Origin of the sequence: Methylobacterium sp. J-070, from assembly GCF_022829385.1 — a bacterium.
Lineage (GTDB): Bacteria > Pseudomonadota > Alphaproteobacteria > Rhizobiales > Beijerinckiaceae > Methylobacterium.
Genome location: NZ_JAKSXX010000014.1, coordinates 1 through 22,890 on the forward strand (window position 1 = coordinate 1; position 22,890 = coordinate 22,890).

Here is a 22,890-nt window from a genome sequence, read left to right on the forward strand (position 1 = left end):
ATGGGCCGGTCTGGTGGCCTGAGCGGCGTGCCCAGAACCCGATCCCATCTCGAACTCGGCCGTTAAACACGCCAGCGCCCATGGTACTGTGTCTCAAGACACGGGAGAGTCGGTCGCCGCCAGACCCGCCCATCGCAATCCCCTCATCACGATCTACGACGCGAACAGGCCGCCCTTCCCGGGGCGGCCTGTTCGCGTTTGTGCCGTCGGCCGCGGTCGCGCCGTGTCGCTGGGCCCTTGCCGGGCGGCCCGGCGCTGCCGCCGGACGGCCCAGCCTTACCGCGAAGTCATCTTGCCGCGAGCATCCCGTAATCGACGCCCCGCCAAGGTGGTCGGGTCGCCGCTCCGATCGTCGGACGGCGGACGAAGCCGCCGGCATTCCTCGCGCCCTCCGAGGATCCCGCGCGCCGCTTCGGAACGGGCCGCGGTCCGCCTCGCGGCCCCGGCCCGTTCATCCGGGAGAGGGGAGGGGAGCGGCTTGACCCTGTCGATCGAGGCACGTTTCCCCCACCAGCGCGGCACGGTATGGACCGGGTCCATGCGACTGCTCATCATCGAGGACGATCGAGAGGCGGCGGCCTACCTCGTCAAGGCGTTCCGCGAGACCGGCCACGTCGCCGACAGCGCCCATGACGGACTCGACGGGTACGCGCTCGCGCGCGAAGGCGCCTACGACGTGCTGATCGTCGACCGCATGCTGCCCAAGCTCGACGGCCTGTCGCTGATCCGATCCCTGCGCGAACAGACGGTGACGACCCCGATCCTGATCCTGTCGGCGCTTGGTCAGGTCGATGACCGGGTCAAGGGCCTGCGCGCCGGCGGCGACGACTACCTGCCGAAGCCCTACGCCTTCTCGGAACTGCTGGCACGCACGGAGGCCCTGGCCCGACGGCAGGCGGGATCGGGCGCCGTCGAGGAAACCCGCTACCGGGTCGGCGACCTCGAACTCGACCGCCTGTCCCATCGCGTGACCCGAGCCGGCCGCGACATCCCGCTGCAGCCGCGGGAGTTCCGTCTCCTTGAATACCTCATGCGCCATGCCGGCCAGGTGGTGACCCGGACCATGCTTCTGGAGCACGTCTGGGACTACCACTTCGACCCTCAAACCAACGTGATCGACGTCCACGTCTCCCGCCTTCGCGGCAAGCTCGACAAGGGCTTCCCGACGCCGATCATCCACACGGTCCGCGGGGCCGGCTACGTGCTGCGCGTCGAGGAGGGCGGCGCCGGGTGAGCGCTTCGACGGCCGACCCCGCGATCCCCCCCGAGACCGGCGCGGCGCGGGTCCAGAAGCTGTTCCGCACCACCGCGTTCAAGCTGTCCCTCGCCTATCTGGCGATCTTCGCCCTCTGCGCCTTTCTGGCACTCGGCTACGTCGCGTGGAACGCGCGTGCCGTGCTCGACGACCAGATCGTCTCGACGATCGATGCCGAGATCAACGGGCTGTCCGAGCAGTACAACACCGGCGGCCTGCGCCGGTTGATCACCGCCGTCGAGCGGCGCTCGCGCGAGCCCGGCGCCTCGCTCTACCTCGTGACCACGGCCGCGGGCGAACACGTCGTCGGCAATGTCGGGACCGTGCCCGCCGCCGTGCTGGCGACGCCCGGCCAGAGCGAGACCTCCTACGGCCGCAGCGACTCGGACGCCGAGACGCACCGGGCGATCGTGCGGGTCTTCACCCTGCCGGGCGGGTTCCGCCTCCTCGTCGGGCGCGACACGGAGGAGCGCGACCGCCTCCGCGCGGTGATCGGCCGGGCCTTCGGCACCTCCCTCGCAGCCGTGGTGCTGCTCGGGGTGATCGGCGGCTGGCTCGCGGCGAGCCGGGTCCTGCGCCGGGTCGACGCCATGACGCAGACCACCCGGGCGATCATGGCGGGGGACCTCGACGGCCGCCTCCACGTGGCGGGCAACGGCGACGAACTCGACCGCCTCGCCGCGAGCCTCAACCTGATGCTGGCGCGGATCGGCGAGCTGATGCGCGGGATGCGCGAGGTCTCCGACAACATCGCCCATGACCTGAAGACGCCCCTGACGCGCTTGCGCAACCGGGCCGACGAGGCCCTCCGCCGGGGCTCCACGCCGGAGGAACTGCGCGCGGCCCTCGAAGCCGTGATCGAGGAGGGCGATGGCCTGATCCGGGTGTTCAACGCCCTGCTGATGATTGCCCGGCTCGAGGCCGGCAGCGCCCGCGAGATCATGGCGCCCCTCGATCTTGGCGCCACGGCCCGCGGGGTCGGCGAGCTCTACGAGGCGCTGGCCGAGGAGCAGGGATTCACCCTGGAGGTGCGCGCGCCGGACGGGATCGTGGTGGATGCCAACCGCGAGCTGATCGGGCAGGCCCTGGCAAATCTCGTGGACAATGCCCTCAAATACGGCACTGCGGCCGACGGCGGCCCGGGCCGGATCGCCATCGACGTGTGGCGCGAGGACGTCTCCGCCCGTCTCGCGGTCTCCGACGGCGGCCCCGGCATCCCCGAGGCGGAGCGCGGACACGTGCTGGCGCGGTTCGTTCGGCTGGAGCAATCCCGGTCGCAGCCGGGATTCGGGGTCGGTCTCAGCCTCGTCAACGCGGTGGTGCGACTCCACCGGGGCAGCCTGAACCTGCGCGACAACGGGCCTGGGCTGCGGGTCGAGGTGTCGCTGCCGCTCACGCAGGGGGACGCCGTGCGCCCCACGGATCTCGGGGCGCACGACCCTGCTTAGACCGCATTGCGCGCCGCTGTCGTCCGAGCCGCCGCCTGAGCGGGTGCGTTGGCCGGCCGGATCGTCGCGGCGGCCGCGGAGCCGGCGAATCGCGGTCCGGCACGGCCGCGTCGGCCAGGGTGTCACATTGCCACGCCCTTGACCTGTCGGAGGGGCGGCGACCCTCGATCGCGATAGGCCGATGACCCCACAAGGGCCCCTCTAACCCTCCGGCGCGGCCTCGGTCCTGGTCCTGCAGGGGGCGGCGCGCCCGGATCCTGCTCGAGGCGGCCGAACGCGAGAAGGACATCCGCACTTCGAGCCGCACCCGGCTCAACACCGACAAGAACATCGGGGTCCGCCAGGCGAAGCGCGCCATGCGCAGGAGCATCCAGACATTGCCGCCCGGCCTGGACTTGGAAGAGGACCTGACCTTCCTGCGCCAAGTCACCCACGAGAACGTCATCACGATGAAGCAGCTGATCTACCGGCAGAAGAGCTGCGAGGGGAACGCGACGGATGACGAGTTCTCCCGGGTGACGATGCAGGAGCATTGGCAGGCCGGTCTCGACGACGCGGTCCGGTCCCTGCGTCACAGGCGGTGGCGCGAACGGGCCCATGACGCCGATGGCATCGCCGTCTGAAGCTCCTGCCCGACGTCGGCGGGCGGCCGAAGATCGCCCAGCTCGTCGGGTACCGGCTCCGGGACGTCACCGGGCACGGCGCCTGGAACGGGGAGGGGCGCCTTTACCTGATCCCCCATGTCAATTGCCGGGTCGCGGACCTTCCGGTCCGCCGGATCGTCGGTGCGCGCCACATGGTCGTGGACTTCACCCTGCCGTTCGGCGAAGTCCTGCACGATTGTCTCGAATGATCGACGCCTGCACGCAGATCCGGAGGTTGCCATGACACTCAAGACCAAGACCGCCCTCGTGACCGGCTCGACGAGCGGGATCGGGCTCGCCATCGCCCGGGCGCTCGCCGCGGAGGGGGCCAACATCGTCCTGAACGGCTTCGGCAAGCCGGAGGAGATCGAGCGGGCGCGCGCCGCCATCGAGACCGAGTTCGGCGTGCGTGCCCTCTATTCCGGCGCGGACATGTCGAAGCCCGCCGAGATCGACGCGATGGTGCGGGACACCACCGAGACTCTCGGGTCGGTCGACGTGCTGGTCAACAACGCCGGCATCCAGTTCGTCTCGCCGATCGAGGATTTCCCGGCGGAGAAGTGGGAGCAGATCATCGCGATCAATCTGTCCTCGGCCTTCTACACGATGCACGCCGCGATCCCCGGCATGAAGGCGCGGGGATGGGGGCGGATCATCAACACGGCCTCGGCCCACTCGCTGGTGGCCTCGCCGTTCAAGTCGGCCTACGTGGCCGCCAAGCACGGGATCGCGGGGCTCAGCAAGACGGCGGCGCTGGAACTCGCGCCGCACAGGATCACGGTCAACTGCATCTCGCCGGGCTACGTCTGGACGCCGCTCGTCGAGGCGCAGATCCCCGACACCATGAAGGCCCGCGGTCTGACCAAGGAGCAGGTCATCGAGGACGTGCTGCTGAAGGCCCAGCCGACCAAGGAGTTCGTCACGGTCGATCAGGTCGCCGCGCTGGCGGTGTTCCTCAGCTCGGACGCCGCGAGCCAGATCACCGGCGCCAACATCAGCATGGATGGCGGCTGGACGGCGCAGTAGCGATCGTCCCGCAATCCGGACGGCCGCCCTCGCGACGGGGCGCCGGGAGCCGGCGCCGGTACCCTGCGCCGGGGTGGAAACGGCCCCGCCCTTCGGCGGCGGGGCCGTCCGGACTCAGCGGCGGCTGTGGATCAGCAGGGCGAGGCCGTAGCCGACCGCGCCAGCGATCAGCAGCGCCACGAGCGGGTTCTCCTCGACCCGGGCGCCGACGGCCTCCCGTCCGTCGCGCAGGTAGGAACCGCCCCGCTCGTAGACGTCACCCGCCACGTCGCCGGCGCGCGCGTAGGCGTCGCTCGCGTAATCGCTGGCCTGGTCGGCGATGTCCCGGGCCTTGTCCTTGACCTGCCCGTAGGCGTTCTGCGCCTGGCCCTGGGCATCGCGGAAACGCCCCTCGACCGAGTCGCGGTTCGAGCCGACGAAATCGCCGGCCGCGCCCTGAACCTTGCCGACCGCCTCCTTGGCGCCGCCGACGATCCGATCCGTATCAACCATGGCACTCTCCTGGACGTGGGCGCGGCGCCGCAACGGGGGCGCCGCTCGATACGCCGTCGTCCACCGAACGCGCGAGATCGCGTTTGTGCCCCCGCAGGCGCACGAATTTGTGCGCGTCGGCCTGCCGCCGCTCCGGATCCGGTCAGAGCCCGATCAGCTCGGCGATGGCGGCCGCACCTGCGGCCGGGGAGGTTTCGCCCCGGGCGACGCCGGCCTCCGCCTCGGCGGTGCGCCGCCGGACCTCCGGCGAGCCGACGAGGCGCTGGTGCAGGCGCTCGTCCACCAGGGCCCACATCCATTTGACGTCCTGCGCCCGGCGCTTCGCCTCGATCTCCCCGGTGGCGGTGAGCTTCTCCCGGTGATCGACGATCCTGGCCCAGAGGGCGTCGAGGCGCAGGTTGTGGAAGCCCGAGATCGTCACCACCGGAGGCGTCCAAGTCGCGGAGGCCGGCGTCAGGATGTGCAGCGCCGTGCGATACTCCGAGGCGGCCGCGTTGGCCCGCTGCTCGGCCTCGCCGGCATCGGCCTTGTTGACCGCGATCATGTCGGCGAGTTCGAGGATCCCCTTCTTGATGCCCTGCAGCTCGTCGCCCGCCCCGGGCAGCATCAACACGAGGAAGAAGTCTGTGAGGTCCGCCACGGCCGTCTCCGACTGGCCGACGCCGACCGTCTCCACCAGGATCACGTCGAAGCCGGCCGCCTCGCAGAGCAGCATGGTCTCGCGGGTCTTGGCCGCGACGCCGCCCAGCGTGCCGGAGGACGGGGAGGGGCGGATGAAGGCGTTCGGGTCGTGGGCGAGCCGGGCCATCCGGGTCTTGTCGCCCAGGATCGAGCCGCCGGTGCGCGAGGAGGACGGGTCGACCGCCAGCACCGCCACCCTGTGGCCGGCCTCCGTCAGGTTCGAGCCGAGGGCATCGATGGTGGTCGACTTGCCGACACCCGGCACGCCGGTGATCCCGACCCGGATCGCCTTGCCGGTCTGCGGCAGCACGGAATCGATCAGATCCGCCGCGAGCGCCCGGTGATCGGCGCGCTTCGACTCGGCCAGCGTGATGGCCCTGGCCAGGGCGGCGCGGTCGCCGCGCAACAGGCGCGCGCGCAGGCTCGCGATGTCGATGGATGGCGTCATGCCCCCTTCATGGCGGCGGGGAGGGCCGCCGTCGAGGGGGGCGCGTTCCTGCGGAGATGGATGACGGTAAGGTCTCCGACCGGGGATCACGCAGACCCGCCACGGATGGCCCGAATGGCTCGGAATGCGATCGGGCGTACGCCGCGCGAAGCCGCGAACCGGCTCGGTAGAGCGCGACGTAGCCCCGCCGGCATCCCGCAAGCGCTCAAGGGGCCGGCCGCTCGTAGAAAAATAGGAGCGGCCCGCAGGAGAATAGCGTGATCTCTCGTCCGGTCGCGCGGCGTTCGGGGCGAAATAAAGCGGAAGATTTACGCAGCTTGGATTGGAAGAGACGAAATCACGCGCGCGATGCGCTCGATCATCCGATCCGCCTGTGTCCCGGGCATCACAAGGCGCGCCTTGCCGGTTCTTCGATCGGCGGCGCGAGGTGGGGTGCCCCGCCAAAGTCATGATCCTGCGTCACGGAACAGGCCCCGCCCGAGCGCACCCGGATCATGTCGAGTCAGACCGTCTCACGCCGCGCCCTTCTCCGCATCGGTGCCTTCGCGGGCGCCGCAGGCCTCGCGCCGTCGCTCGGCGCCTGCGTCACCGACGACCTCGGCACCGGCCCGTCGCTGCCCGAGAAACAATCGGCCCTCGACGTCATGCCGGTGCTGCTGGTCGCCACCACCCGCAAGCCCGTGGGCAACCCGCCCCGGCCCCCGTACTTCAGCAGCGATCGCGGTCGGGGCTTGAGCTTCGCCGAGGTGCGGCTGTCGCCACCCGACCGCTCGCTGCTGGGCAAGGTCTCGGCCGTGATCACCGGCGACTGGACCATCGGGGCGGTGCCGAAATCCGAATCCGGGCCCGGGGCGGCGGAGGCCTTCGCGCAAGCGGCCCTGGGGCGCGACGTCCTGATCTACGTCCACGGCTATCGCGAATCGTTCGAATCGGCCGCCGTCAGCGCGGCGCGCCTCTCGGACGGGATCCGGTTCGGCGGCGTTTCAGGCCTGTTCACGTGGCCCTCCGCGGCCGCGACCCTCGACTACAACTACGACCGCGAGAGCGCCCTGTGGTCGCGCGACGCCTTCGAGGACCTTCTGAGGGCGCTCGCGGCCTCGCCGAGCGGCGGCCGCATCAACATCGTGGCGCACTCGATGGGCACGCTCCTGACCCTGGAGACCCTGCGCATGCTGCGCGCCGAGGCGGGCGAGGCGGCGATGGCGCGCATCGGCGCGGTGGTGCTCGCCGCCCCCGACATCGACTTCGACCTGTTCTCCAACGGCATCGCCCGCATGGGGCCCGACGTCGCGAAGATCACCGTGATCTCCGCGACCAACGATCGCGCCCTGGAGCTCTCGGCTGCCCTGGCGGGCGGCGTCCGGGCGGGCGCGGTCGACCGCGCCAAGCTGGAGGCCCTCGGCGTGCGCGTCGCCGACGCCTCCGATTACGGGGGCGGCCTCATCAACCACGACCTGTTCCTCACGAATCCGGAGGTGCAGGGTGTCGTGAAGCGCGCCATCGCCCGGGGCGCCGGCGTCTGAGGGCCGCCAGGCCGGGCCGGGACCGGGATTCTCCGGGGCGGCCGGGGTTGGCGGCCGTCGGGTTCATCCCTACAGGATCCGGCGTGGCGCGTAGGGCCACCGGGTGGATCCCTCGGGTATCCCGCGGGGGCGCGCCGGAAGACGGTTGCGAGAAGGATGCCGGCCATGTTCACGCTCGAGATCGATGGCACCGCCGTGGCGGTGATCAACAGCGACGAGGCGTCCGCCAAGGACCTCTTCACCTGCGAGGGCTTCAAGGAAGACATCCGGACGATGACGAGCGACGGCAAGCCGCTCTGGAACGGCACCTCGGCGCTCAAGGTTCGGGCGGCCACTGAGGACGAGATCGAGATCTTCGAGGACGCCCTCGCGGAGGACGACGGCGAGGGGGATTTCACCGACGATCCGCACCATGCCGACGCCGATCCGGACGATGAGGACGAGGCCGACATCGTCTTCCTGGTGGATATCGACGAGGCGGACGAGGCCGACGCCTGAGCGCGGCTGAACCCGAGCGCCTCCCGGGTGGTTTCCGTTCCGATTCGGATCGGACCCCGGGAGAACGGCATGACGGATAGCAGGCGGATCGTCGACGCGCTGGTGCGCGCCCGGCGCGGCGGTCTCGCCGCGGGTGCGGCGCTCGGCGGCCTCGCGCTGATCGGCGGGTTGGCTTTCCGGGCCCTGCGCGGCACGGCGCCCCCGGCGACGGGCGGGCCGGATTTCACCGCCGTTGCCGAGGACGAGGCCCGGCTGATGCTGCGGGCCATGGTGGCGGCCACCGCGGCGGACGGTCTGGTCGATGCCGCGGAGCGCAGGCGCCTCGACGCGGCCGTGGCGGAGGCCGGCCTCGATGCCGACGGCCGATCCTGGCTGGAGCGGGAACTCGCCAGCCCCGCCGAGATCGACGAGATCGCCGAGCGCGTCACCGGGCCGGATGCGGCGGCGCGCATCTACGCGGCGGCCCGCCTCGCCATCGACCCCGATACGATCCAGGAGCGGCAGTTCCTGAAGATGTTCGCCGAGGCCCTCGACCTACCGGCCGACGCGACCGAGCGGGTCGAGCGTGAGATCGCCGCCTGACCTGTCATCGTCGCGCGGTTCGGCCTTCCCATTGCGGCCGCGCTTCGTGCTAGGCTTCGCGTCATGTTGGGGGGCCAAGACATTACATGGCAGGATTGTCAGTCTTCGCGCGCGTCCGGCAGGTCTCCTGTGCGGCGGTCGCCACCATGCTGATCCTCGGCGGCTCGGCCCGGGCGGGCGATCCGCCCGCCGGGCCCCTGACCATCGCCGAACAGGGCAGCTTCTTCGTCGGCGGCCGCGACGTCGCGTCGGAAACGCTCTCGACCCTGCCGGCCTACGCGCCGGCCGGGACGATCATCGTCGACCAGATCTACGTCCGCTACCAGATTCCGGTCGCCCCCGCGCGGCCGCCGCTGGTGCTCATCCATGGCTGCTGCCTCACCGGCAAGACCTGGGAGACGACGCCCGACGGCCGCATGGGCTGGGACGAGTTCTTCGTGCGCCGGGGCTTTCCCACCTACGTGATCGATCAGGCGTGGCGTGGCCGCTCGGCGGCGAGCCCGGCGCAGGTCAACGCGGTCAAGACCGGCCGGGCCGATCCGAATGCCCTGCCGCCGGTCTTCTCGGCCGGGCGCGAGGCCGCCTGGGCGATCTTCCGGTTCGGTCCCGAATACCCGAAGGTCTTTCCGGACATGCAGTTCCCCCTGGAGGCCCAGGGCGAGTTCTGGAAGCAGATGGTCCCGGACTGGTCGGCGGCGCTGCCGGTGCCGAATCCCACGGTGCCCGCTCTGTCGGAACTCGCCAAGCGCCTCAAGGGCGCGGTCCTGATCTCGCACTCGCAATCCGGCATCTACCCGTTCCAGACCGCCGCCCTCGACCGGTCGGGCATCCGTGCCCTCGTCGCCATCGAGCCCGCCGCCTGCCCGGATCCGGCCAAGGACGACCTCGCTCCGTACCGGGACCTGCCGATCCTGGTGCTGTTCGGCGACTACGTCGACGCCTCGCCCCGCTGGGCGCCCCGGCTCAAGCAGTGCCGGGCCTTCGTCACCGCGGCGAACGCCGCCGGCGGCAAGGCCGAGCTGATCCTGCTGCCGGAGATCGGCATCCACGGCAATTCGCACATGCTGATGCAGGACAAGAACAGCCTCGACATCGCCGACTGGCTCGCGGGCTGGATCGAGAAGCGGGTTTCGGGGAAGTCGTGAGGCGCGCCGATCCCGCCCGCACCTTCATCCTGACGTGACCGCGCAGCGGCCGTCGAAGGCGGTCTCCGAGGGCTCGCGCTGCCGGCCGTGAGGATCACTCCGGCCCTTCGGGACGACGTGGGGGACGGGATCAGGCGGCCCCTGTCCTCAGCCCGGCTTGCGGGTGCTGAGGAACGTCCCCATCCGCTCCAGCGCCCGGCGGATGTTCTCCGCCGAATTGGCGTAGGAGAGGCGGATGTAGCCCTCGCCGTGGACGCCGAAATCCGGGCCGCCGATCACCGCCACGCCCGCCTCCTCCAGGAGGGTCGAAGCCAGGGCCTTGGCCTTCCAGCCGGTCTCTGAGATGTTCGGGAAGGCGTAGAACGCACCCTTGGGGGCGATGCAGGATACGCCCGGCAGGGCGTTCAGCCCGTCGACCACGATCGCGCGGCGCCGGTCGAACTCCGCGACCATCTCGGCCACGCAATCCTGCGGGCCGTCCAGGGCGGCGATGCCGGCCCACTGGGTCGACGCGTTGACGCAGGAATGGGCGTTGACCGCGAGCTTGCGCGCCGCCTCGTAGAGCGGCTTCGGCCAGACCGACCAGCCGAGGCGCCAGCCGGTCATCGCGTAGGTCTTGGAGGCGCCGTCGAGATAGATCAGCCGGTCGCGGATGCCGTCGTAGTTCAGCAGCGAGTGATGGCGCTCGCCGTCATACGTCATCGTGCCGTAGATCTCGTCCGACAGCACCGCCACGTCGGGATGCGCGGCGAGCCCCGCCACCAGGGCGTCGATCTCGGCCTTCGGCGTCACGCCGCCGGTGGGGTTGGCCGGGGAGTTGACGATCAGCAGGCGGGTCTTCGGCGTGATCAGCGCCAGGGTCTCGGCCGCCGAGAAGGCGAAGCCGTTCTCCTCGCGGATCGGCACCGGCACGGGCGTGGCCCCGGTGAACTCGATCATCGAGCGGTAGATCGGGAAACCGGGATCCGGATACAGGATCTCGGCGCCGGGTTCGCCGAACATCAGGATCGCCATGAACATGGTGACCTTGCCGCCAGGCACGATCATCACGGAATCCGGCGAGACCTCGACGCCGTGGCGGCGGTGGATGTCGCGAGCGACCGCCTCGCGCAGGGGCGGGATGCCCACCGCCGGGGTGTAGCCGTGATGGCCGTCGCGCAGGGCCTTGATGCCGGCCTCGACCACATGGGCGGGCGTCGGCATGTCCGGCTGGCCGATGCCGAGATTGATCACGTCGCGGCCCTGGGCCGCCAGGGCCTGGGCGCGCGCCAGCACCGCGAAGGCGTTCTCCTCGCCGATCCGCGAGAAGGCCGGGACCACGTGCAGCATCGCGCCCTCCGGGCCGTGAGGGGTCAGTGCTTGGTCCGCTCGGACAGCTTCATGGCACCGACCGACATCGCCACCGCGATCGCACCCAGGATCACGAAGGTCTTGATCGAGGCGTAGAACAGGGCCGGCTCGATGCCCGTGTCGGTGTAGAGCACGAGGCCGATCGCCGCGAGCGGCAGGGAGATCAGGACGAAGAGGGGGACGAGCGGGTTCATGGTCGACACTCAGATCCGGCGCGCGGGCGTCCGCGGCTCCTGGGAAGCGGGCCTGCATACCATCCCACCGCGACGGTTGGGACCCCGCCGGTTGCAGTTTTTCGCCGGACGGGCCCGTCGCTCATCGATGTGCAATGATTTGGTCTGATATTGCCTCCGCAGGAGGACAGATTGGTATGCGTCGATCATCGGTCACTTGGGCCGGCCATGGTGCCGCCATTCCCGATGTCGAGACCTCAGGCGTCGACACCCTGGTGGTTCACATCGGCAAGCTCCTGCGGCATCCGGCCTTCCGGCGCGACAGCGTCGTGAGCCCGCTCCTGCTTCGCCATCTGCCGTACGATGCGGCCTATGACTGGAGCGGCGAGGCCGCCCTGCGCGCCCGCCTCGCGGCCGCCGGGCTCGATGCGGCGAGCCTCGACCACCTGATCCGGAACGTGCAGGCCGAGGTCCTGCGCCTGCGCCGGCCCGCCGACGTCTGATCCCGGCGATCCTGCAGCCGGCGCCTCAGGCCGGCACCCGCACCGTCGCCCGGAGGCCGCCCAGCGGGCTGTCGTGCAGAACGATGTCGCCGCCGTGGGCGCGGGCGATGTCCCGGGCGATCGCCAACCCCAGTCCGGAGCCGCCGGCGTCCTGGCGGGCATCGTCGAGGCGAACGAACGGCTTGAAGACCTCCTCCCGGCTCTCGGCCGGGATTCCGGGGCCGTCGTCGTCGATCGAGACCAGGAAGGCCCGCGCCTCCCGGCGCCCGGAGATCGCCACCGTCTCCCCGTGGCGGGCCGCGTTGGAGGCGAGGTTGAACAGGCAGCGCCGGAACGCCCCCGGACGAACGGTCACCTCCGGCGCGCCCACGAGACTCACCTCCGACACATGCGCGCCCAGGCGCTCGAGATCGGTCCGAAGATCCTCCAGCAACGCATGCATGTCCGTGGGAGTCGCGGGCTCGGCCGAATCGCCGCGCGCGAAGGCGAGGTAGCCCTCCAGCATCCGGCTCATCTCGTCGACGTCCCGGCTGAGGTCCTCGATCTCGCTGGTCTGCTCGAACAGGGCGAGCGACAGGCGGAACCGGGTGAGGATCGTGCGCAGGTCGTGGCTGACGCCGTTCAGCATCGTGGTGCGCTGCTCCATGGCCCGCTCGATCCGCCGCTTCATCTCGATGAAGGCGTGGCCGGCCTGGCGCACCTCGCGGGCACCGCGGGGCCGGAACTCGATCTCGCGGCCCTTGCCGAACCCCTCCGCGACGGCGGCGAGCCGCAGGATCGGCTTGATCTGGTTGCGCAGGAACAGGATCGCGACGCCGAGCAGGACCAGCGAGGAGCCGATCATCCAGACGAGGAAGATGTGGGAGTTCGACGCGTAGGCCTGGCTGCGCCGGGCGGTGATCCGCATCACCCCGTCGGGGATCGCCACCCGGATCTCGATCAGGTTCGAGCGGCCGACCGTGTCGATCCAGAACGGCCGCTGAATCTGGCGGCGGATCTCGTCCGACAGGGCCTCGTCCAGGATCGAGAAGAACGGCCGCGGCCCCGGGGGCGGCAGCTTGGCGCCCTTGAGGATGTCGAGGTCGAGGTTCAGCCGCTCGCCGGCGATTCGCGAGAGCGTGTCGGCGTCCTTGTCCTGCGGGTAGCTCTCGTAGATGTCGATCAGCGCGGCGACGTCCGCCGTCACCGCGGCCGACAGGCGCTTGGTCACGAGCTGCCAGTGCCGCTCCATGAAGGTGTAGGCGATCACCGACTGGAGCAGGACCACCGGCGCGATGATGATGATCAGCGAGCGGGCGTAGAGGCCCTTCGGGAGGGCATCGCCGATCCCGCGGGTGAGGCGCTTCCACAGCCGGTGCGGGCCCGAGCGCGGCGGATCATTTCGGAGCGCCCGCGCCAGGGCCGGATCGGGGGCGTTCATGGGCGGGCGCGTCCACGGCGTGCGTAGGGGGGCACGTTGCCGACGCGACCGCGACCTGGATGCCGCGACGGGATCCGCGCCTCTCCCGGGCCCGATCTCCGCAGCGGGGGGAGGGGGCGGCGGCGTCCACCGGCCCGGCCCGGCCCGCGAGCGCGCATGGTCCGAGGCCCCACCGTGTCGACGCCGTACGCCTTCGTCCCGATACGCGGGCATGGATTCGACGGGCTGGACATCTCTCTGGACACCATTTCCCCTCGGTCTCGCCGGCCGATCGCGACGTCATCCCGGGGCCGCGCCGCGGAGCCCAGGATCCCGGGCCGCCGACGCCGGCCCCACGGCGGGGGTCCGGATTCCCAGCCCTGTGCCGCGATCCCGGATTGACACCTCGGACCGACACATTACAGCGCCGAGCGCGGGAAGCCGAGGTCTCAGCCCTTCGTCACGCGGGCAGAGTATCGATGCGCACCGGCCTCAGCCATCGTTTCGTCGCCTGCGCGCGGTCACGGATGCCTTGCACCGCGCCACCCCGGCCATACCTGATGGGGGCGGGGGGCGCCCGCCGGCCAAGGTCTCGAGGGCCATGCTCAGCACCGATACCGATATCCTCGCCGCCGCCGAGTCCTGGCGGCACGACGGCCGCGCCGTGGCGCTCGCCACCGTGATCGAGACCTGGGGCTCGGCGCCGCGGCCGGTCGGCAGCCATCTCGTGGTCGACGCCGAGGGCAATTTCCTGGGGTCCGTCTCGGGGGGCTGCGTCGAGGGCGCGGTGATCACCGAGGCGATCACGGTGATCGAGGACGGCGCGCCGCGCGTCCTCGAATTCGGCGTCGCGGACGAGACCGCGTGGCAGGCCGGACTGTCCTGCGGGGGCCGCATCCGGGTCTTCGTCGAGCGGGTCGACTGATGCGCGCCGATCTCCTGGCCGGGCTCAACGCCGAGCGGGCGGCGCGCCGGGCCGCGATCCTGGTCACCGACATCGCCGACGGCGCCCAGCGCCTCGTGCGGGAGGCGGAGATCGCCGCCGACCCGCTCGCCGCGGTGCTGGGCCGGCACCTCGCCGCGGGCAAGAGCGGCCTCGTCGAGGCCGACGGGCGGACGCTGTTCCTGACCGTGCAGGTGCCGCCGGTGCGGCTCGTGGTCGTCGGAGCGGTGCACATCTCGCAGGCGCTGGCGCCGATGGCTGCGGGGCTCGACCTGGCGTTGACGGTGATCGACCCGCGCACCGCCTTCGCGACGCCCGAGCGCTTCCCGGGGGTCGAGCTCGTGGCCGAGTGGCCCGACGCGGCCCTGGGCGGCCGCGTCCCGCCCCTGGACCGCTACTGCGCACTCGCCGCCCTGACCCACGACCCCAAGATCGACGATCCCGCCCTCGAGGCCGCGCTGGCGGCCGAATGCTTCTACGTGGGCGCCCTCGGTTCGCGGAAGACCCATGCGGCCCGGGTCGCACGCCTCGCCGAGGCCGGGTTCAGTCCTGAGCAGATCGGGCGGATCCGCGCGCCGATCGGGCTCGCCATCGGGGCGGTGAGCCCCGCCGAGATCGCCCTCTCCGTCCTGGCCGAGATCGTGGCGACCCTGCGCCGCGCGCCCCGTCCGGAGGTCGCGTGAGGTTCGGCCCCGTTCCGGTCGCCGAAGCGGCCGGGATGATCAGCGCCCACACCGTCCGCCGGGCGGACATCACCCTGCGCAAGGGCGCGGTGATCGCGCCGGAGACCGCCGCGGGCCTGGCGCGAGCGGGGCTGTGGGAGATCGTCGCGGCGGCTCTGGAGGCGGACGACGTCGGCGAGGATGCCGCCGCCGCGCGGCTGGCCGGCCAACTGGCCGGACCGAACCTGCGCGCCGAGGCGCCCTTCACCGGCCGCTGCAACCTGTTCGCGGAGGCAGCCGGGGTGCTCACCCTGGATCCCGCCCGGATCGACGCCGTGAACGCCGTCGACGAGGCCGTGACGGTGGCGACGCTGCCGCGCTTGAGGCCCGTGGTCGCCGGCGAGATGGTCGCCACCGTGAAGATCATCCCGTACGCGGTCCCGGGCGCCGTGCTGGCCCGCGCCTGCGCGGCCGCGGAGGGCGATGCGCTGGCGGTCGCCCCCTATCGCCGCCACCGGGTGGGGGTGGTCTCGACGCGCCTGCCCAGCCTCAAGGAGGCGACCATCGACAAGACCCTCGGTGTGCTCGCCGACCGCCTCGCGCCGACCGGCGCCGCGATCGTCAGCGACGCCCGGGTGCCGCACGCCGCCGCGGCCGTCGCCGGGGCCCTCGCGGAGGCGATCGACCGCACCGGGGCGGATCTCGTCGTCGTGTTCGGCGCCTCGGCCATCGCCGATCGCCGCGACGTCATTCCCGCCGGCATCGAGGCCGCCGGGGGGCACGTCGCGCATCTCGGGATGCCGGTCGATCCGGGAAACCTGCTCCTCGTCGGCAGCCGCGGGGCCGTGCCGGTGATCGGCGCGCCCGGCTGCGCGCGCTCGCCCAAGGAGAACGGCTTCGACTGGATCCTTCACCGGCTCCTGGCGGATCTGGCCGTGACCCGGGCCGACATCGTCGCCCTGGGCGTCGGCGGCCTGCTCATGGAGATCGTCTCGCGCCCGCAGCCCCGCGCCGGCGGCACCAGCGCCGGGGACGAGGCGGGCGGGGCGGCCGATGTCTGAGATCGGCACGGTCCTGCTGGCCGCCGGCCTCGGCAGCCGGTTCGGACCCGAGCCCAAGTTGCTCGCGCCCCTGAACGGGATGCCGCTGGTGCGCCACGCCGCCATGGCTGCCCTAGCCGCCCGTCCGCGCCCGGTGGTCGCCGTGCTGGGCGCGCACGCGGACCGGGTCCGGGACGCGCTGGCGGGTCTGGACCTGATCCTCACGGTCAATCCCGACTTTCGTCTCGGGCTCGCCACCTCCCTGCGCGCAGGGCTCGCCGTCCTGCCACCTGCCTGCGCCGCCGCCGTGGTGGTGCTCGGCGACATGCCGCTCGTGACCGCCGCCCATATCGACCGCCTCGCGCAAGCCTTCGCGGGCGCCGCGCCGGAGCCGGCTGCGGTGGCCCCGGTCCAGGACGGCCGGCGGGGAAACCCGGTCCTGCTCAACCTGCGCCGGCTGGCCCCGGACATCGCCGGCCTTTCGGGCGATCACGGTGCCGGGCGGCTCCTCCGGGGGCGGCCGGACGTGCTGGAGATCCCCGGCGATTTGTCCACCGCCCTCGACATCGACACGCCGTCGGGACTCGCCGGGCTCGCGACCACGGCCTGACCGCGGGCCCGGCGGATCAGTCCTGCACCGCGTCGTGCCGGCGCGCCGTCCGGGCTTCCGCCCGGCACCGGTCGGAGCAGTAGCGCACCTCGTCCCAGACGCGTTCCCACTTCTTGCGCCACGCGAACGGGCGGCCGCATTGCGCGCAGACCTTTTCCGGGAGGTCGGCCTTCCGGCGCATCGGCGGCATCCTCACCCTCCTTCATTGTGCGGCACGCCTCGATCGGTCGTCGGCCCCGGCCAGTAAGGCTGTCCGGCTGGAGCCCCGGCCGATGGATGCCTCTCCGACACCGCGCCCAGGGTTGTGACCCTTGGGAGCGGGCCGTCGGGCGCCGACCGGACGGCAGCGCCGAAGCCGTCAACCGGAGGCTGCGCGCGCCGCCCTGCGGAGCCTGGCATCCAGAAGTCTGGCCACGCCGAGCATGATCGCGACCCCGCCGCAGTTGACGGCGACCTGGAGCGGCCATGTGGCGTCGAAGGTGCGGTAGAGGATGCGGCCGATGAGCGCCGCGAGACACCCGGCCGCGAACACCTCCAGCGAGTGCCGGCCGCAGGCGTCGATCAGCCGGAGCGGTCGCCACCGGCTCGCATGTCGGACCGCCGGCGAACTGAACAGCAGGTAGATCAGCGCCAAAATGTCGAGGAGGCGCAGCGGTCCGACATGGCTCTTGTCCGGGACGCCGATCGGCAACGGCCGCAGGTCCGGCAGGCCCCAGGCCTCCCAGGACCCGCCCTGGAGCAGCGCGAAGCCGAGATACGCCCAGGCCGCCGCGACGGCTGTGCTGCGCCAGGGCAGCAGCCCCTCGCCGGCCTGGATCGCGACCGCCAGGGCGGCTCCGATCACGAACAGGAACTGCCACGCGAACGGATTGAAGTACCAGCCCTCGTCCGTCGCCACCGCGTTGGGCAGGTTGAGCTGGTGATCGACATTGGCGGCGAGCCAAAACGTGCCCGACAGGGCCAGCACGCCCCAGATGCCGTGCCGCATCCCGAAATAGATGAGCGGGAACAGGGCGAGCAGCAGGATGTAGAGCGGCAGGATGTCGAGGTAGTTCGGGAGCGCGTTCAGCGCGAGGCCGCGCAGGAGGCCCGGCAGAAGGCCCATCTGCAGAAGGGGCGCGACGCCGAAGCGCGGCGTCAGGCCGGTGAGGTCCATCCAGATGCGGACGATCACCAGGGTGGCGAGCAGGAGCCCCGCCTGGAACAGGTAGATGCGCAGGCACCGCCGGGCGATGCGCCCGAGGGTCGTGCGGATCCCGGCACGGCGGAACAGCCCGCCATACGCGATCATCGAAGAATATCCGGCCAGCAGGACGAAGAACTCGGCGGCGTCCGAGAAGCCGAGATTGTGCAGCGTGAGCAGAGCCGGCCCATTGCGGGGAATATGGTCGAAGAAGATCGTCAGGAGCGCGATGCCGCGTACCACGTCGACCCGGGCATCGCGGACCGGTTTCCCGGGCCTCGCCCGGGTGGGCGTCGCGGGCCGGTCGGGGGCCGCGGGCCGTTCAAGATCGTCGATGCTCGTCACGCGGCCATCACTGCGACACTCGCTCCCGCGCGGCACGATCGTCGGCCGCAGCGCAACAATACCGCACCGGCACGCGCCCGCCGCCAGAGACCGCACCGATCACGCGCCTTTGTTCAAAGGTAGACACCGTTCAGGGAGGGCGCGGCCCCGGCCCTGTCGAGGGGCCTGCCACCCGTTCCTTTGCGGCGCGTTGCCCCACCCGGCGTCTCGCCTCGCGGCCGGGCCCGGTATAGATGCGGCGGAACGATCCCGGCGCCCGTCGATGGCCGGGCAGGGGCAGGGTATTGATGCGCGTCCTCGTCACAGGAGCCGGAGACTATCTCGGGCGCCGCCTGCTCGAGGCGCTGCGGCAGATCCTGCCGCCCGACAGCCGCATCCTCGGCATCGAGCGGGGCCCGCAACCGCCCCTCGACGGCGTGACGCTCCTCGCCGTGGATCCGTTCGATGCCGCCAGCCTCGCCGGGGCGGTCGCGGCGTTCGATCCGACCATCGTCTTCCATCTCGCGGCCCTGGCGTCGGTGGCGCAGTCGAGCGCGTCACCGTCCTACGCGTGGCGGGCGGACCTGCTCGGCACCCTGAACCTCGCCGAAGCGGTGGCGCGGACCCGCGCGACCCTCGTGTTCCTCAGTTCGACCGTGGTCTACGGGGAGGCGTTCCGGGATCGCGACCGGCCGGACGAGCGTGTCACGCCGCGGCCCGACACCATCTCCGGACGGACCAAGAATGCCTGCGAGTACATCCTGCGCGACGTGCTGGCGAATGCCGGGGTGCGGCACCTCGTGCTCCGGCCCTCGAACTATATCGGCCCCGGCCAGAGCGAGACCTTCGTGGTCGCCTCCCTGGCCGGCCAGATCGCCCGCATCGAGCGCGGTCTGGCACCGCCGAACCTCGCGGTCGGCGACCTGTCGGCCGGGCGCGACTTCTTCGACGTGGCCGACTTCACCGGGGCCTGCCTGCGCGTGATCGAGCGGATCGACGATCTGCCCGATGGCGGCATCTTCAATGTCGGATCGGGGGTCGTGACCCCCGTCTCGGAGATCCTGGACGCGCTCCTGGGGATGACGGGGGCGACCGTCACGCTGCAGGTCACGCCCGAGCGGCTCCGCCCGGCAGGGGCGCGCCGCGAGGGCTGCGATCCCGGGGCCTTCGCGGCCGCGACCGGCTGGGCGCCGACGATCCCGCTGGCGCGGAGCTTGGCGACGATCCTGGCCGCGGCCCGGGCCGGCCTCGGCTAGGGCCGGTCCCGGCGGCGCGCGGCTTATCGCGAGAAGCGCTTGTACTTGATCTTCTTCGGCATGATGGAATCCGCCCCGAGCCGGCGCACCTTGTCGGCCTCGTAATCGGAGAAGTTGCCTTCGAACCACTCGACGTGGCTGTCGCCCTCGAAGGCCAAGATGTGCGTGGCGATGCGGTTCAGGAACCAGCGATCGTGGCTGATGATGACCGCGCAGCCGGCGTAATCCTCCAGCGCGTCCTCGAGGGCGCGCAGGGTCTCCATGTCGAGGTCGTTGGTCGGCTCGTCGAGGAGCAGCACGTTGGCGCCCCCCTTCAGGGTGCGGGCGAGGTGCACGCGGTTGCGCTCGCCGCCCGAGAGGGTGCCGACCTTCTTCTGCTGGTCGGGGCCCTTGAACGCGAAGGCCGCGCAATAGGCGCGCGAATTGATCTCGCGCTTGTTGAAATAGATGATGTCGTTGCCGCCCGAGACCTCCTGCCAGACGGTGGCGTTCGGATCGAGCGCGTCGCGCGACTGGTCGACATAGCCGAGCTTGACCGTCTCGCCGATGTCGATCTTGCCGCCGTCGGGCTTCTCCTGCCCGGTGATCATCTTGAACAGGGTGGTCTTGCCGGCGCCGTTGGGGCCGATGACGCCGACGATGCCGCCCGGCGGCAGCTTGAACGACAGGTCCTCGATCAGCAGGCGGTCGCCGAACGCCTTGTTGAGGTGCTCGAACTCGATGACGTTGTTGCCCAGCCGCTCGTCGATCGGGATGACGATCTGCGCGGAGGCATCGACCTTGTTGTTCTGCTTGGCGACCAGCTCCTCGTACCGGGTGATGCGCGCCTTCGACTTCGACTGCCGCGCCTTCGGGGAGGCGGCGATCCATTCCTGCTCGCGGGCGATGGAGCGCTGCCGGGCCATGTCCTCGCGGCCCTCCTGCTCCAGGCGCTTCTGCTTCTGCACCAGCCACGCGGAGTAGTTGCCCTCGTACGGGATGCCCTTGCCGCGATCGAGCTCCAGGATCCAGCTGGTGACGTTGTCGAGGAAGTAGCGATCGTGGGTCACGATCAGGATCGCGCCCGGATACTGCCGCAGGTGACCCTCGAGCCAGTTCACCGTCTCGGCGTCGAGGTGGTTGGTCGGCTCGTCGAGCAGCAGCAGCTCCGGCTCCCACAGGAGCAGGCGGCAGAGGGCGATGCGGCGGCGCTCGCCGCCCGACAGGGTCGCGACGGGCTGCTCGTCGCTCGGGCAGCCGAGCGCCTCCATGGCCTGATCGACCTTCGAGTCGAGTTCCCAAAGGCCCAGCGACTCGATCCGGTCCTGGAGCTCGGTCATCTCGTCGGCGGTCTCCTCCGAGTAGTTCATGGCGAGTTCGTTGTAGCGGTCGAGCATGGCCTGCTTCTCGGCCACCCCTTCCATCACGTTCTCGCGGACCGACTTGCTCGGATCGAGCTGGGGCTCCTGCGGCAGGTAGCCGACGCGGGCGCCCTGGGCGACCCAGCCGTCGCCGGTGAACTCCTTGTCGATGCCGGCCATGATCTTGAGCAGCGTCGACTTGCCGGAGCCGTTGATGCCCAGCACACCGATCTTGGCGTCGGGGTAGAAGGACAGGTTGACGTTATCCAGGACCTTCTTGCCGCCGGTATAGGCCTTGGTCAGGCCCTTCATGTGGTAGATGAATTCGCGAGCCATCGCGGACGTCCTCGGCATGGTGGAGGGGGATGGGCGGTGCGTGCCAGCGGCACGGGTCAGGCCCGGGGTCTCTGCCCCGTCCCGTCCGCGCGACCCTCAAGATATAGAATGACCCCGACCGAGTATCAGGCCCGCCGGGCAGCGGCAAGGTTGCCGGAGCCCGGCGGAGGCCGGCGGCCGATCATGCGAAGGGATTCGGGACGGATTTCGGGGCCTCGTCCGGCGCGTCGGCCACCCTGTCCGGCAGGTCGCCGGTCTCCAGGGCCCGGACGATCGCCGCGAAGGTCTCCTTGAGCTTCAGCGCCTGCGCGAGGCCCGCCTTGTCCCGACGGATCTCGAGCGATCCGTGCAGGGCGATCCGGTCGGTGCCGTTCTCGAACGAGAGGGCGCCGATGGTGCGCACGCCGGAATCGTCGGCGAAGGGCTCGAATCGGTCCGCGACCGCGGGATCGCGTCGGCCGCCGTGCTCGATCTGGGACATTAAATACCTCTCAGAAGATCGCCCGCAGTGCGTCGCGGACGAGCTTGCGCAGCGCGCGCCCGGCCTCGCGGTGGAGCCAGTCCTGCCACGTCTCCGCGTGCCGGGGTCGACTGTCGTCGGCCCGGGCGGAGATGTGGGGATCGGGCAGCCTCATGGCGGCGGTCCTGGCGGGCGCCGGAAGGGCCGGGAACACGTCGATCCCGGCTTCCCGGCTGAGATCGTCGATCGACACCGTCCGCCAGTCCTTCGAGCCGTCGTTGCGGACGAGGTAGGCGGCCCCCGCGCCGGCCGCCGGATCGTAGAGGGCCTTGAACAGCTGCGTCGGCACGAGCACGCCGCCCCTAATCTGCTGGACCGTGTCGCCCGCGACGATGATTCCGGTGACGACGAAGATCGACCCGCGCCGGCTTGCGAGCCGCCGCACGCTCTCCTCGATGTCGGACCACAGGCCGCGGTTCAGCACCCGGTTCTGCGGGACGATGTTGGCGAGGCTGAAGGATTCCGCCTGGGCATTGAGCGTCGGCATGTCGCCGGCCGGTGCCAGGTGGCCGCGGTCGAAGCCGCTGCGGACGTAATCCTCCAGCGACGCCCGCTCGTCCGCCGGCAGCCGCGGCTCCTCGTGGAAGGAATCGTCCCGGGCCACCGAGCGGGCCTCGGCCACGCTCGCGCGGGTGAGGTGCTCGGCGGCATAGAGCGGCGTGCGCGTCAGCCCGGAATGGAGCACCGCAAAGGCCTCGAAGCAGAGCGCCGTCGTCCGCGCGGCGAGCTTCGCGTTGGTCAGCACCGGCACGCGACCCTCGGCGAACAGGGCCGGGCAGCTGTCGGCGGCGGCAGCCGGTGCGGGGCCGAGCGTCGCAAGGGCCAGAGCCGCCGCGCGGACGCTCCGATGCAGCCTCACCAGCACACGCGCACCCGCCGCGGCCCCTCCGGCGCCGGGCGCTCGCGCCACGCGCACGGACGGCCAAGAGTGCCGGTGAAGGGCCGCGAATCACGGTCGGGGCCGCCCGGGGTGACCCGCGGCGGGCAGTCGCCCAGGAAATTGCACAGGAAGTCGAGATTGCCGTCCGGCGGCCGCGGCTCGGCATAAGCTTGGCCGATCGCGGTAATCGCGAGCGTGAGCAGGATTGTGCACAGACGAGCCGGGCTCAAAGGGCAACCTCTTGTGGCAGTAGGGGCACGTAAACGAAAAAAACGCCGGTCCGACATTGATCGCGCCGCCGATCGTCCGTAACTGGCACTATCATGACAGCGGCGGACGGGCGGGTTCTAGCATGAACGCGTGCCCCCGGATGTTGGCGTCGCGGCGGCGGAGACCCTTGCGCGGGACCCTGCGTGACGGAGCCGTTGCCACACTCGAACGAGCGGATGCGATCATTGGCACTCTTACCTGAGCAATCGGCATTGCTGGACCGTATCCCGAACCCCGCGGCGTTGCGGGGTCTTCCGGAGTCGGATCTTCAGGCGGTTGCGGACGCGGTGCGGGCGGAGATGATCGACGCGGTGTCGATCACCGGCGGCCATCTGGGCTCGGGGCTGGGCGTGGTCGAG

The 22,890-nt window shown here is 71.1% G+C and carries 27 protein-coding genes and 1 rRNA gene; 17 read left to right on the forward strand and 11 right to left on the reverse strand.

Annotation, left to right across the window (positions count from 1 at the left end; genetic code table 11):
* Positions 1–9 precede the first annotated feature (9 nt).
* The 6 genes from rrf to MKL01_RS00205 all read left to right on the forward strand — a co-directional run bounded on the left by rrf (position 10) and on the right by MKL01_RS00205 (position 4,373).
* Positions 10–125 (forward strand): 5S ribosomal RNA (gene rrf / locus MKL01_RS00180).
* 413 nt (positions 126–538) lie between these two features.
* A complete protein-coding gene (locus tag MKL01_RS00185; protein WP_243903225.1) occupies positions 539–1,234 on the forward strand; it encodes a response regulator transcription factor in 696 nt (231 codons plus the stop codon).
* Entirely contained in the window at positions 1,231–2,703 is a 1,473-nt protein-coding gene (locus MKL01_RS00190; protein ID WP_243903226.1) for a sensor histidine kinase, read from the forward strand. The genes MKL01_RS00185 and MKL01_RS00190 overlap by 4 nt, the downstream gene beginning before the upstream one ends.
* Positions 2,704–2,990: 287 nt before the next feature.
* Positions 2,991–3,326, forward strand: a complete 336-nt coding sequence (locus MKL01_RS00195; RefSeq protein WP_313901429.1) for a DUF3734 domain-containing protein — start codon at positions 2,991–2,993, stop codon at positions 3,324–3,326.
* Between the two features lie 32 nt (positions 3,327–3,358).
* The gene (locus tag MKL01_RS00200) at positions 3,359–3,556 is read left to right on the forward strand and encodes an acetoacetate decarboxylase family protein (protein ID WP_243903250.1); all 198 of its coding nucleotides are present in this window, start codon (positions 3,359–3,361) and stop codon (positions 3,554–3,556) included.
* A gap of 31 nt (positions 3,557–3,587) precedes the next feature.
* A complete protein-coding gene (locus MKL01_RS00205; protein ID WP_243903227.1) occupies positions 3,588–4,373 on the forward strand; it encodes a 3-hydroxybutyrate dehydrogenase in 786 nt (261 codons plus the stop codon).
* 114 nt (positions 4,374–4,487) lie between these two features.
* On the opposite strand, the gene MKL01_RS00210 is transcribed toward MKL01_RS00205, so the two are convergent.
* Positions 4,488–4,865, reverse strand: a complete 378-nt coding sequence (locus tag MKL01_RS00210; RefSeq protein WP_243903228.1) for a CsbD family protein — start codon at positions 4,863–4,865, stop codon at positions 4,488–4,490.
* Between the two features lie 142 nt (positions 4,866–5,007).
* Complete coding sequence (meaB, locus tag MKL01_RS00215) at positions 5,008–5,994, reverse strand: methylmalonyl Co-A mutase-associated GTPase MeaB (RefSeq protein WP_243903229.1); 987 nt, start codon at positions 5,992–5,994, stop codon at positions 5,008–5,010.
* A 494-nt stretch (positions 5,995–6,488) separates the two neighbouring features.
* On the opposite strand from meaB, the gene MKL01_RS00220 reads away from it, so the two are divergent.
* The 4 genes from MKL01_RS00220 to MKL01_RS00235 all read left to right on the forward strand — a co-directional run bounded on the left by MKL01_RS00220 (position 6,489) and on the right by MKL01_RS00235 (position 9,742).
* On the forward strand, positions 6,489–7,517 hold the full coding sequence (locus tag MKL01_RS00220; RefSeq protein ID WP_243903230.1) for an alpha/beta hydrolase: 1,029 nt from the start codon (positions 6,489–6,491) through the stop codon (positions 7,515–7,517).
* Between the two features lie 165 nt (positions 7,518–7,682).
* Positions 7,683–8,015 carry a hypothetical protein gene (locus tag MKL01_RS00225; protein WP_243903231.1) on the forward strand — a complete coding sequence of 111 codons (333 nt, stop codon included), beginning with the start codon at positions 7,683–7,685 and terminating at the stop codon, positions 8,013–8,015.
* 69 nt (positions 8,016–8,084) lie between these two features.
* Positions 8,085–8,597 (forward strand): DUF533 domain-containing protein, encoded by a 513-nt coding sequence (locus MKL01_RS00230; RefSeq protein ID WP_243903232.1) that lies wholly within the window; start codon positions 8,085–8,087, stop codon positions 8,595–8,597.
* 86 nt (positions 8,598–8,683) lie between these two features.
* On the forward strand, positions 8,684–9,742 hold the full coding sequence (locus tag MKL01_RS00235) for an esterase (protein ID WP_243903233.1): 1,059 nt from the start codon (positions 8,684–8,686) through the stop codon (positions 9,740–9,742).
* Between the two features lie 147 nt (positions 9,743–9,889).
* Here the strand turns inward: MKL01_RS00235 and MKL01_RS00240 are convergent, their stop codons facing one another.
* Complete coding sequence (locus tag MKL01_RS00240) at positions 9,890–11,071, reverse strand: pyridoxal phosphate-dependent aminotransferase (RefSeq protein ID WP_243903234.1); 1,182 nt, start codon at positions 11,069–11,071, stop codon at positions 9,890–9,892.
* A 23-nt stretch (positions 11,072–11,094) separates the two neighbouring features.
* Positions 11,095–11,286 (reverse strand): hypothetical protein, encoded by a 192-nt coding sequence (locus tag MKL01_RS00245; protein ID WP_243903235.1) that lies wholly within the window; start codon positions 11,284–11,286, stop codon positions 11,095–11,097.
* A 176-nt stretch (positions 11,287–11,462) separates the two neighbouring features.
* On the opposite strand from MKL01_RS00245, the gene MKL01_RS00250 reads away from it, so the two are divergent.
* A complete protein-coding gene (locus MKL01_RS00250; protein WP_243903236.1) occupies positions 11,463–11,768 on the forward strand; it encodes a hypothetical protein in 306 nt (101 codons plus the stop codon).
* A 25-nt stretch (positions 11,769–11,793) separates the two neighbouring features.
* On the opposite strand, the gene MKL01_RS00255 is transcribed toward MKL01_RS00250, so the two are convergent.
* Positions 11,794–13,188: an ATP-binding protein gene (locus MKL01_RS00255; RefSeq protein WP_243903237.1), complete on the reverse strand. Its 1,395-nt coding sequence runs from the start codon at positions 13,186–13,188 to the stop codon at positions 11,794–11,796.
* A 580-nt stretch (positions 13,189–13,768) separates the two neighbouring features.
* Here MKL01_RS00255 and MKL01_RS00260 point away from each other — a divergent pair.
* The 4 genes from MKL01_RS00260 to MKL01_RS00275 are packed head-to-tail and all read left to right on the forward strand — an operon-like array spanning position 13,769 to position 16,422.
* Entirely contained in the window at positions 13,769–14,092 is a 324-nt protein-coding gene (locus MKL01_RS00260) for an XdhC family protein (RefSeq protein ID WP_243903238.1), read from the forward strand.
* Positions 14,092–14,793: an XdhC family protein gene (locus MKL01_RS00265; RefSeq protein WP_243903239.1), complete on the forward strand. Its 702-nt coding sequence runs from the start codon at positions 14,092–14,094 to the stop codon at positions 14,791–14,793. The genes MKL01_RS00260 and MKL01_RS00265 overlap by 1 nt, the downstream gene beginning before the upstream one ends.
* Positions 14,790–15,833: a molybdopterin-binding protein gene (locus MKL01_RS00270; protein WP_243903240.1), complete on the forward strand. Its 1,044-nt coding sequence runs from the start codon at positions 14,790–14,792 to the stop codon at positions 15,831–15,833. Before MKL01_RS00265 ends, MKL01_RS00270 begins: the two co-directional genes overlap by 4 nt.
* Positions 15,826–16,422, forward strand: coding sequence for an NTP transferase domain-containing protein (locus MKL01_RS00275; RefSeq protein WP_243903241.1), 597 nt, complete (start codon positions 15,826–15,828; stop codon positions 16,420–16,422). Before MKL01_RS00270 ends, MKL01_RS00275 begins: the two co-directional genes overlap by 8 nt.
* Before the next feature lie 16 nt (positions 16,423–16,438).
* Here MKL01_RS00275 and MKL01_RS00280 read toward each other — a convergent pair whose 3' ends face one another.
* Together MKL01_RS00280 and MKL01_RS00285 are read right to left on the reverse strand one after the other, a co-directional pair.
* Positions 16,439–16,612 carry a DUF2256 domain-containing protein gene (locus MKL01_RS00280; RefSeq protein WP_243903242.1) on the reverse strand — a complete coding sequence of 58 codons (174 nt, stop codon included), beginning with the start codon at positions 16,610–16,612 and terminating at the stop codon, positions 16,439–16,441.
* Positions 16,613–16,780: 168 nt separating this feature from the next.
* On the reverse strand, positions 16,781–17,950 hold the full coding sequence (locus MKL01_RS00285; protein ID WP_243903243.1) for an OpgC family protein: 1,170 nt from the start codon (positions 17,948–17,950) through the stop codon (positions 16,781–16,783).
* Positions 17,951–18,237: 287 nt separating this feature from the next.
* Between MKL01_RS00285 and MKL01_RS00290 the strand changes: the two genes are divergently transcribed.
* Positions 18,238–19,185: an NAD-dependent epimerase/dehydratase family protein gene (locus tag MKL01_RS00290; RefSeq protein WP_243903244.1), complete on the forward strand. Its 948-nt coding sequence runs from the start codon at positions 18,238–18,240 to the stop codon at positions 19,183–19,185.
* Between the two features lie 23 nt (positions 19,186–19,208).
* Here the strand turns inward: MKL01_RS00290 and ettA are convergent, their stop codons facing one another.
* The 4 genes from ettA to MKL01_RS00310 all read right to left on the reverse strand — a co-directional run bounded on the left by ettA (position 19,209) and on the right by MKL01_RS00310 (position 22,491).
* The gene (ettA, locus tag MKL01_RS00295) at positions 19,209–20,861 is read right to left on the reverse strand and encodes an energy-dependent translational throttle protein EttA (RefSeq protein WP_243903245.1); all 1,653 of its coding nucleotides are present in this window, start codon (positions 20,859–20,861) and stop codon (positions 19,209–19,211) included.
* A 181-nt stretch (positions 20,862–21,042) separates the two neighbouring features.
* On the reverse strand, positions 21,043–21,342 hold the full coding sequence (locus MKL01_RS00300; protein ID WP_243903246.1) for a hypothetical protein: 300 nt from the start codon (positions 21,340–21,342) through the stop codon (positions 21,043–21,045).
* A 10-nt stretch (positions 21,343–21,352) separates the two neighbouring features.
* Positions 21,353–22,246 carry a DNA/RNA non-specific endonuclease gene (locus MKL01_RS00305; protein ID WP_243903247.1) on the reverse strand — a complete coding sequence of 298 codons (894 nt, stop codon included), beginning with the start codon at positions 22,244–22,246 and terminating at the stop codon, positions 21,353–21,355.
* Complete coding sequence (locus tag MKL01_RS00310; RefSeq protein ID WP_243903248.1) at positions 22,237–22,491, reverse strand: hypothetical protein; 255 nt, start codon at positions 22,489–22,491, stop codon at positions 22,237–22,239. Before MKL01_RS00310 ends, MKL01_RS00305 begins: the two co-directional genes overlap by 10 nt.
* 216 nt (positions 22,492–22,707) lie before the next feature.
* Here MKL01_RS00310 and MKL01_RS00315 point away from each other — a divergent pair.
* Positions 22,708–22,890, forward strand: a 183-nt coding sequence (locus tag MKL01_RS00315; protein ID WP_243903251.1) for a 1-deoxy-D-xylulose-5-phosphate synthase N-terminal domain-containing protein, incomplete at its 3' end; no start/stop codon positions are given.